Origin of the sequence: Nocardia lijiangensis NBRC 108240 (assembly GCF_001613045.1) — a bacterium.
Classification (GTDB): domain Bacteria; phylum Actinomycetota; class Actinomycetes; order Mycobacteriales; family Mycobacteriaceae; genus Nocardia; species Nocardia lijiangensis.
On the sequence record NZ_BDBP01000168.1, the window covers coordinates 1 to 8,314 of the forward strand.

The 8,314-nt window shown below is 69.5% G+C and carries 6 protein-coding genes and 1 pseudogene; 4 read left to right on the top strand and 3 right to left on the bottom strand.

Going from position 1 to position 8,314, the window contains the following annotated elements; all coding sequences use genetic code 11:
* The 3 genes and pseudogenes from NL1_RS35015 to NL1_RS35025 form a co-directional block, all read right to left on the bottom strand.
* A pseudogene (locus NL1_RS35015) lies at nt 1–562 on the bottom strand (hypothetical protein); the annotation flags it as partial.
* Between the two features lie 64 nt (nt 563–626).
* Nucleotides 627–1,766 carry a hypothetical protein gene (locus NL1_RS35020; RefSeq protein WP_067849026.1) on the bottom strand — a complete coding sequence of 380 codons (1,140 nt, stop codon included), beginning with the start codon at nt 1,764–1,766 and terminating at the stop codon, nt 627–629.
* A gap of 66 nt (nt 1,767–1,832) precedes the next feature.
* Entirely contained in the window at nt 1,833–2,615 is a 783-nt protein-coding gene (locus NL1_RS35025) for an SDR family oxidoreductase (RefSeq protein ID WP_067849030.1), read from the bottom strand.
* Between the two features lie 147 nt (nt 2,616–2,762).
* On the opposite strand from NL1_RS35025, the gene NL1_RS35030 reads away from it, so the two are divergent.
* The 4 genes from NL1_RS35030 to NL1_RS35045 all read left to right on the top strand — a co-directional run.
* Nucleotides 2,763–4,145 carry a lipase family protein gene (locus tag NL1_RS35030; protein WP_084511410.1) on the top strand — a complete coding sequence of 461 codons (1,383 nt, stop codon included), beginning with the start codon at nt 2,763–2,765 and terminating at the stop codon, nt 4,143–4,145.
* 59 nt (nt 4,146–4,204) lie between these two features.
* The gene (gene trmB, locus NL1_RS35035; RefSeq protein ID WP_067849032.1) at nt 4,205–5,014 is read left to right on the top strand and encodes a tRNA (guanosine(46)-N7)-methyltransferase TrmB; all 810 of its coding nucleotides are present in this window, start codon (nt 4,205–4,207) and stop codon (nt 5,012–5,014) included.
* Nucleotides 5,015–5,093: 79 nt separating this feature from the next.
* Nucleotides 5,094–5,822, top strand: coding sequence for an NYN domain-containing protein (locus tag NL1_RS35040; protein WP_067849035.1), 729 nt, complete (start codon nt 5,094–5,096; stop codon nt 5,820–5,822).
* Nucleotides 5,822–8,314: MMPL family transporter (locus NL1_RS35045; RefSeq protein WP_245673733.1), on the top strand; the 2,493-nt coding region annotated here is incomplete at its 3' end. The genes NL1_RS35040 and NL1_RS35045, both read left to right, overlap by 1 nt.

Sequence of the window (8,314 nt, forward strand, 5' to 3'; positions counted from 1 at the left end):
CGGCGCTCTGCCGCTCGCCGCCGGACGCCTCCGCGCCCGCCGCGGCAGCGGTCAGTTCGGCGTGCAGCGCCGTCAGCCCGGAGCGGTCGATCAGCCCGGCGTCGCCGCCGGTGCGTCCGGCGACGGCCAGGCGCGCCGAGACCGGGAGGATGTCCAGGTCGTCGAAGCCTTGCGCGACGAGCAGCTCGAGATTGTGCGAGCGCACCGTGCGCCAGTCCTGGTAGGCGTGCACACCGTTCATGACGAGCAGGATCAGGGTGCCGTCGGACCGCAGCCGCCGCACCACCTCCAGCGTGTCGGTGCCGAGGCTGGTGCCCGCGTCGAGCAGGATCAGCGCGACGCCGGAGGGTGCGCCGCCAGCGGGCGCGGTGGATTCCACGGCCGCGTTGACGTCGGCCATCGGATCGGTGAGATCGATGCGAGGTTCGAAACGCGCGAGTTCGGTGCGCAGCAGGGTGGTGTTGGCGTCGTCGGGTCCGATCAACGCGACCGTCGAGGCCGTTCCGGCGCCGCGTATCGCCTTCAGCAACGCCGTGCCCTGCGGGTTCCAGCGCGCTACCACCGCCTCCACATCCGACGAGAGCGGTTCCGGCGGGGTTGGCCCCCGCGGTGCCGGATCCGGTCGATCAGAGTCCGGCACTGCTCATTCGCTCCCATAGTCGGATGTATCCGTTGTGCACCCGCAGCGCCGCGCGCCGCGCCGCAGGCGGCATGTCGCTGGCGACCACAGCGCGCCAGCGGGCCGCCCTGCTCAGTGCGTCGTCGGCGTCGGCGGGCGCGGGCGAGGGGTAGCCCGCGGCGAGATGCGCGACCGCCGGATTGGCCAGTCCGGCGCAGAGGGCGAGCCACATCGCGTCGTCGCCGTAGAGGTAGTCCTCTAGGACGTCCCTGGCCTGTCCGGCCTCGCCGGGCACCGCGCGGGCGGCCAGCCGGGCCAGTTCGTCGAGCAGTTCGCCGCCGCGCAACGCCGAGACCTGTTCGTAGCGGCGGTGCAGCAGCCGGTGCAGCGCGTCGATGCCGCTGGCGGCGTGCAGCAGTTGCAGGATCGCGTGCGGGCTCAGCTCGGGATCGTGGCGCAGGGCGCTCAGCGCGCAGGTGATGCCGTAGAGCTCCCAGCGGTGCAGCAGCTGCTCGCGTTCGGCGACGTCGGGGCCCGCGGTCGGCGAGACGAACAGGTCCGGCGAGAGCGTCAGCGCGGGATCCGCGTCGGCGGCGAGCCTGCGCAGCGTGGCCATGTCGGCGTCGGTGACGGCGCCCGCCCTGGTCCGCACCGCCAGCGCGGCGACCACCGGCAGCGTGAGAATGCCCAGCTCCCTGGTGTACTGCTCGGCGGCGGTGACCGCGTCGCCCCAGCGCGAGCCGATGGCGTCGGCCTTGTTCAGCACCACCACCGTGCGCTCGGGCGGCAGCTCGGCGAGCACCCTGCGGTCGGCGGGCAGCGGCGCGCCCGCGAGGACGTAGACGACGATGTCGGCGTCGAGCACCGGGTCGGGCGCCCCCGGCTCGTCGACCGGTCCGGTCTCCGCGGCCGACATCAGCGCCAGCGCGTGCAGCACCGTGGTCCGGCCGGCGTGCGCGCGCCCGGTCACCTGGATGCGCGGCGGCCTGCGCCACGCGTTGACGGCGCTGTTGGCGTGATGGCCGATGACGGCGGCCTGCCCGCCCCCCGATTGCAGATCGACGAGAAGCCGATCCAGCTGATCCTGTTCGCGCGTGGGCACACCCCGTTCACGCATCTGCCCGTTGAAATCAGTGGCCGTCGGCATGGATGCACACCCCCTTGTCGAGGCGCAATTCTGTCAGACCGAGCGGTAACCGGCAGTCCCGACCGCTCAGGAACCGGTGAAGTATTTGTTGGCTGCGCGGACCGCCCAGCTCGGGGCGTACTTCGCGGCGGCGGCCAGCAGCTTTGCCTGCGTGCCGATCTCGTAGTGCACCCGGGGGAGCCGGGGGCGCTTGCTCGTCGCCTCCCAGATACCTTCGGCCACGTCGGCGGCGGTCAGCCGGATACCGAGCGATTTGGTCGCCCCGGTGTCCATGCCGTCCACCATCGAGGTCGCCACGAACAACGGCCACACCGCGATCACCCGGATGTCGTACCGCGACCATTCGAGATCCAGTGCCTCCGTGAGGCTTTTGACCGCCGACTTGGTCGCGCCGTAGCTGGCGAGCTCGGGCTGGCCGTAGATCGCCGACGCCGAGCAGAGATTCACCACCTGGGATTTCCTGGTGTCCCGGAGATACGGGAAGGCGTGGTGGGTGCCCGCAAGGACGCCGCCGAGGTTCACGTCCATGATCATCTGGTGGGTGGCCAGGTCGATGTCTTCGAAGGGGCCGGAGCGCAGGATCCCGGCGTTGTTGATCAGGATGTCCAGCCGGCCCGTCGCCTCGTAGAACTCGGCGAGCCGCTCCTCCCAGTGCGTGTTGTTCGTCACATCCAAAACCCCAGTGCGCACCTTGCCACCTGCGCTGTTGATGTCCGCGGCGAGCCGGGAGAGGCCGACCTCGTCGATGTCATAGGCGCCGATGTGGTACCCGTGCCCAGCGAAAAGCAGTGCCGTAGCCCGGCCGATTCCGGCCGCCGCACCGGTGATGAACACGGTCGGTGAACTCATGTCGGCAGTCTAGTGCCGCCGCAGACCCCTGTTACCAGGGTTCACACGGATACCGGGCTTCACTTACTCTGCACAGGTGGTCGGCACCATCGGCGGTGCGCAGCTTCGCTTTTCAAGCAAGCGCTCCGGCCCGTCGAGGAGGTTGCGATGACCGTCGACGCCATCGGTGTTGTCGACAGCGATCCGGAGGCCGCCGGCCACCGGCCGGGCCGCGGCGCGCAGGCGCTGCCGCCGGGAGACAAGCCGCTACTACCGAGCACCGACCCGTTCTACCGGCCGCCACGCGGTTTCGCCGCCAGGCCCGCGGGCACCGTCCTGCGCAGCCGCGCCATCGACCTCGCACTCTTCGGCATTGTGCCGCAACAAGTTTCGGCCTGGCAGCTGCTCTACCGCAGCAACGATCTGCACGGCGAGCCCGAGGTGGCGGTGACCACCGTGCTGCTGCCCGACGGCGCCGACCCGTCCGAAGACCGTCCACTGCTGGCCTTTCAGACCGCCATGGACGCGGTCACCGAGAAGTGCTCGCCGTCCTACGCCTTGCGCCGCGGCTCCCGCGCGCTCGGCGCGGTCACCCAGGTGGAATGGCTGCTCGTCGCGAACGCGCTGCGCCGCGGCTGGGCGGTCTCGATCGCCGACCACGAGGGACCGCACGGCAATTTCGGCGCACCGCGCGAACCCGGATACCGCGTGCTCGACGGCGTCCGCGCGGCGCTCGGCTTCCCCCCGCTCGGCCTGCACGCCGACACCCCCATCGGCGTCTGGGGCTACTCCGGCGGCGGCATGGCCAGCTCCTGGGTGGTGGAGATGGCGCCGACCTACGCGCCGGAGCTGAACATCGCGGGCGCGGTGCTCGGCGCACCGGTCGGCGATCCCGAGCAGGTGTTCCGCAGGCTGAACGGCGGCAGCTACGCGGGCCTGCCCGCCATCGTGATCGCCGCGCTGCGCAGGCTCTACCCGGCCCTCGGCGCGGTGATCGACGACGAACTAACGCCCGAAGGACATCGTTTCGTCACCACGGCCGAGACCTCGACGCCGCTCGGCGCGATCCTCGCGCTGGCGGGCAAGAAGATGGACGACTTCCTGCAACGCCCGCTGCAGGAGTTGCTGGCCACACCCGAGTTCAGCGACATGTTCGACGACCTGCGCCTCGGTAACTCCACCCCCACCTGCCCCCTGCTCGTGCTGCAACCCGTGCACGACCAGGTCATCCACATGGCGGGCGTGGACGGCCAGGTCGCCCGCTACCGGCGCGGCGGTGCGTCGGTCACCTACGTGCGCGACCGGCTCAGCGAGCACTTCTCGATGCTGCCGCTGGCCACCCCGATCAGCCTGGCCTGGCTGGCCGACCGGCTGGCGGGCGAGCCGCCGACGGGCGACTCCGACTCCACCGTGTGGTCGGTGCTGGCCTCCCCCACCGGCTTGCGCGGACTGCTGGAAATGGCGAGCACCACGGTGAAGGTCGTGCTCGGGCGGCCGCTGCGCGGCGAGACCCCGCCCGCACCGAGGATCGTCGCCGAACGCGCCGCCTGACCTCGCGAAGACCACGCGGCCGGGGTTCGATTGCCGTGCTCTTCGCCGGATGCTGGACAATGGACGCCGTGAACGACGCCGCCAACCACACTGTCGAGTCGGTTCCGGGCAGGCCGTCCACAGCGTCGGCCCCGCTCGAGGCCGGCAGACGATCGCCCACCGGCTCCCGCCTGTACCCGCGGGTGACCAGCTTCCGCTCCCGCCGGGGCGCGCTGACACCGAACCAGCAGGGTGCCTGGGATCGGATGTGGCCGAAGATCGGCCGCGAGGTCTCCGACGCACCGCTGGACGCCGCCGCCTGGTTCGGTCGCGATGCCCCGCTCGTCATCGAGATCGGCTGCGGCACAGGCACTGCCACCGCGGAGATGGCACAGGCCGAGCCGCACCTGAACCTGATCGGCATCGAGGTGTACCAGCCGGGCCTCGCTCAGCTCGTGCAACGCATCGAGCGCGAGGGCATCGACAACATCCGGCTGCTGCGCGGCGACGCCGTCGACGTGCTCGAGCACATGATTGCCGAGAAGTCGCTGACCGGCGTCCGCGTGTTCTTCCCCGATCCGTGGCCGAAGGCTCGGCACCACAAGCGGCGGCTGCTGCAGCCCGCGACGCTCGCGCTCATCGCAACCAGGCTCCGGACGGGCGGTGTGTTGCATGTCGCGACCGACCACGCGGGTTACGCAGAACACATCGCCGAAGTCGGCGCCGCGGAACCACTGCTGATCGGCCTGAACGAGGCGACAGGCGGCGTCAGCGCGGAGAACAGGGCGAGCGCTCCGATCGGCTTCGACCGCCCTGTCACCAAGTTCGAAGGCAAGGCACATCGCGCAGGTAGCGCCATCACCGAGTTCATATGGGGCAAGATCGAATGATGAGCGAGCGCAGCGAGCGACCAATTAGCTCAGCCGTCCGGAAGGCCATGGCGAAGCCGAGCGTCAGCGAGGCGACAACATGAGTGTGAGCGAGATGGCCCACGAGGTGGTGGACGTCACCGCGGAGGTGCACGGAACCGGATCGGAAGGTCTCGGCGGCTCGGCGCCCGATGTGCGCCGCGTCCTGCTCGTCTGGGACGCGCCCAACCTCGATATGGGTCTCGGTGCCATCCTCGGTGGCCGCCCGACCGCCGCGTACCGTCCGCGGTTCGACGCGCTCGGCCGCTGGCTGCTCGCGCGCACAGCCGAGCTGTCGGTCGGCAGCGCGACCAGGGTCGAGCCCGAGGCCACCGTCTTCACCAATATCGCGCCAGGCACCGCCGACGTGGTGCGCCCGTGGGTGGAGGCGCTGCGCAACGTCGGCTACGCCGTGTTCGCCAAGCCGAAGGTCGATGAGGACTCCGACGTCGACGCGGACATGCTCGGGCACATCGAATTCCGCAGCCGCGGCGCCGGACTGGCCGGAATCATGGTCGCCTCCGCCGACGGCCAGGCATTCCGCGAGCCACTCGAACGATTGGCCGCGCGCGGAATTCCCGTTCAGGTGTTGGGCTTCCGCGAGCACGCGAGTTGGGCCGTAACATCCGATACGCTCGAATTCATCGACCTCGAGGACATCCCTGGCGTGTTCCGTGAACCGCTGCCGAGGGTGAGCCTCGACTCGCTGCCCGACGAGGGCGCTTGGCTGCAGCCGTTCCGGCCGCTGTCGGCGCTGCTCACCTCTCGCCCCGCCCAAGGAGTCGCTTAGTGTTCACACGCTGGGGCGATCTGGTCTACCGGCTGCGCTGGGCCGTCATCGGCATCGTCAGCGCGGCCCTCCTGGCATTGGGAGGCTACGGCCTCGGCCTGGAACACCACCTCAGCTCCAGCGGATGGGACGACCCGACGTCGGAATCCGCGGAGGCCGCGCGGATCGCCGACGCGGCCTTCGGGCGCGATCACACCAGCGACGTGATCGTGCTCTACACCGCACCCGACGGCAAGACGATCGATGACCCGCAGTTCCGCGACAAGATCGTCGACAACCTCAACCGGCTGCCCAAGGAACACCCGGACGAGATCGCCAAGGTCAACGGCGCCTACTGGCAGACCGAGACCGGGCCCGGCGTCCCGCTGACCTTCGGGTCGAAGGACAAGAAGTACACCTTCGCCTCCATCGCCATCGTCGGCGACAACGACACCGACATGGTGCGCAACTACCGGAAAGTGAAGGACGTCTTCTACATTCCGGACGTCGACGTGCAGGTCACCGGTCTGCAAGCGGTGTCGGGCACACTCAACGACACCATGGCCGCCGACCAGAAGCGCATGGAGATGCTCGCCATCCCCGCGGTCGCGGTGCTGCTGTTCTTCATCTTCGGCGGTCTCGTCGCGGCGGGTCTGCCGCTGGTCGTCGGCGGTCTGACGGTGATCGGCGCCAACGGCATCATCATGTTCCTGACGAAGTTCACCGAGGTGAACTCGTTCGTCTCCGGCGTCGTCTCGATGATCGGCCTCGGCCTCGCCATCGACTACGGCCTGTTCATCGTCAGCCGGTTCCGCGAGGAACTCGCCGAGGGTTACGACACCCGCGCGGCGGTCCGGCGCTCGGTGATGACGGCGGGCCGCACGGTCGTGTTCTCCGCGACCATGATCATCGCCAGCCTCGGCGGCATGCTGCTGTTCCCGCAGGGCTTCCTGAAATCGGTCGCCTACGGCACCATCGCGACGGTCTCGCTGGCCGCGCTCACCGCGATCACCATCCTGCCCGCGATGCTCGGCGTGCTCGGCCCGCGCGTGGACATGCTCGGCTTCAAGCGCTTCCGCAAGACCAAGACCGCGGAGGAAGTCGAGAACGGCTTCTGGGGCAAGACGACGCAGTGGGTGATGAAGCACCCGCTCAAGATCGCCGTGCCGATCTGCATCGGCCTGCTGCTGCTCATCATCCCGGTGAAGAATCTGGCCTTCGGTGGCATCAACGAGCGATACCTGCCGCCGGACAACAAGACCCGCGTGGCGCTGGAGAACTTCTACGAGGTCTTCCCGCTGAAGAAGACCGACCCGGTGCAGCTGGTGATGGTCTCCGACGACAGCACCGCGGTCGGCCAGGTCTGGAAGCAGGCCGGCGAAGCGCCCGGCCTCAACGGCAAGTTCGAGGTGCCGAGCCGATCCACCAGCGATCCCGACATCTATCGGACCAGCGCCACGCTCGAGGATTCGGAGAACTACGATCCGACCATCGAGTACCTGCGCTCGATGGACGTGCCCGACAACGTCCAGCTCTACGTCGGCGGCCAGCCCTCCATCCAGAAGGACAGCATCGACGCGCTGCTCAACCGCATGCCGTTGATGATCGCGCTGGTCATGTTCGTGACCACGCTGCTGATGTTCCTGACCTTCGGCTCGCTGGTGCTGCCGATCAAGGCCGCGCTCATGAGCGCGCTCGGCCTCGGCTCCACGCTGGGCATCCTGACCTGGATCTTCGTCGACGGCAACGGGGCAGGCCTGCTGAACTTCACGCCGCAGCCGATCATGTCGCCGGTGCTGGTGCTGATCATCGCGGTGATCTACGGCCTGTCCACCGACTACGAGGTCTTCCTGCTCTCACGGATGGTCGAGGCGCGCACCCAGGGCGCGTCCACCACGGAGGCCGTGCGGGCGGGCACCGCGCACACCGGACGCATCATCACGGCCGCCGCGCTGATCCTGCTCGTGGTGGTCGGCGCGTTCGCGTTCTCCGACCTGGTGATGATGCAGTACATCGCCTACGGCCTGATCGCGGCGCTGTTCATCGACGCGACCATCCTGCGCATGCTGCTGGTGCCCGCCACCATGAAGCTGCTCGGCGACGACTGCTGGTGGGCGCCCGCCTGGATGAAGCGCATCCAGCAGAAGATCGGCCTCGGCGAACCCATCCTCGACGACGAGCGCCCCGGCGGCGGCGAGGTGGTCGACCTGGTCAAGACCACCCCCATCACCGATCCGGTGACGATGCAGATGCCCGCCGTGTCCGAGGGCAAGCAGCCGCGCACCCCGCGCCGTCCGCGCACCATCGAGGAGATCGAGGCCGAAGCGCCGACCCAGAGCATCGATTCGGTTCCGCCCCCGCCGCGTCCCGCGACGCCCTCGGCGCCGTCTACCCCGCCGCGCACCGCGGCTCCCGGACCGCACGATCCGACTCGGCCGCGCGCCACTTCGCTGTCGGGGCTGCCGGATCCGAACCAGAGCCGACCGGCGCAGGCGGAGCCGCCGCGTCCGCGG

Excerpts from the sequence above, each read along its gene's own strand:
- NL1_RS35040 (WP_067849035.1), top strand. The coding sequence starts at position 5,094 with ATGAGTGTGAGCGAGATGGCCCACGAGGTGGTGGACGTCACCGCGGAG.
- NL1_RS35030 (WP_084511410.1), top strand. The coding sequence starts at position 2,763 with ATGACCGTCGACGCCATCGGTGTTGTCGACAGCGATCCGGAGGCCGCC.
- NL1_RS35020 (WP_067849026.1), bottom strand. The coding sequence starts at position 1,766 with ATGCCGACGGCCACTGATTTCAACGGGCAGATGCGTGAACGGGGTGTG.
- NL1_RS35025 (WP_067849030.1), bottom strand. The coding sequence starts at position 2,615 with ATGAGTTCACCGACCGTGTTCATCACCGGTGCGGCGGCCGGAATCGGC.
- trmB (WP_067849032.1), top strand. The coding sequence starts at position 4,205 with ATGGACGCCGTGAACGACGCCGCCAACCACACTGTCGAGTCGGTTCCG.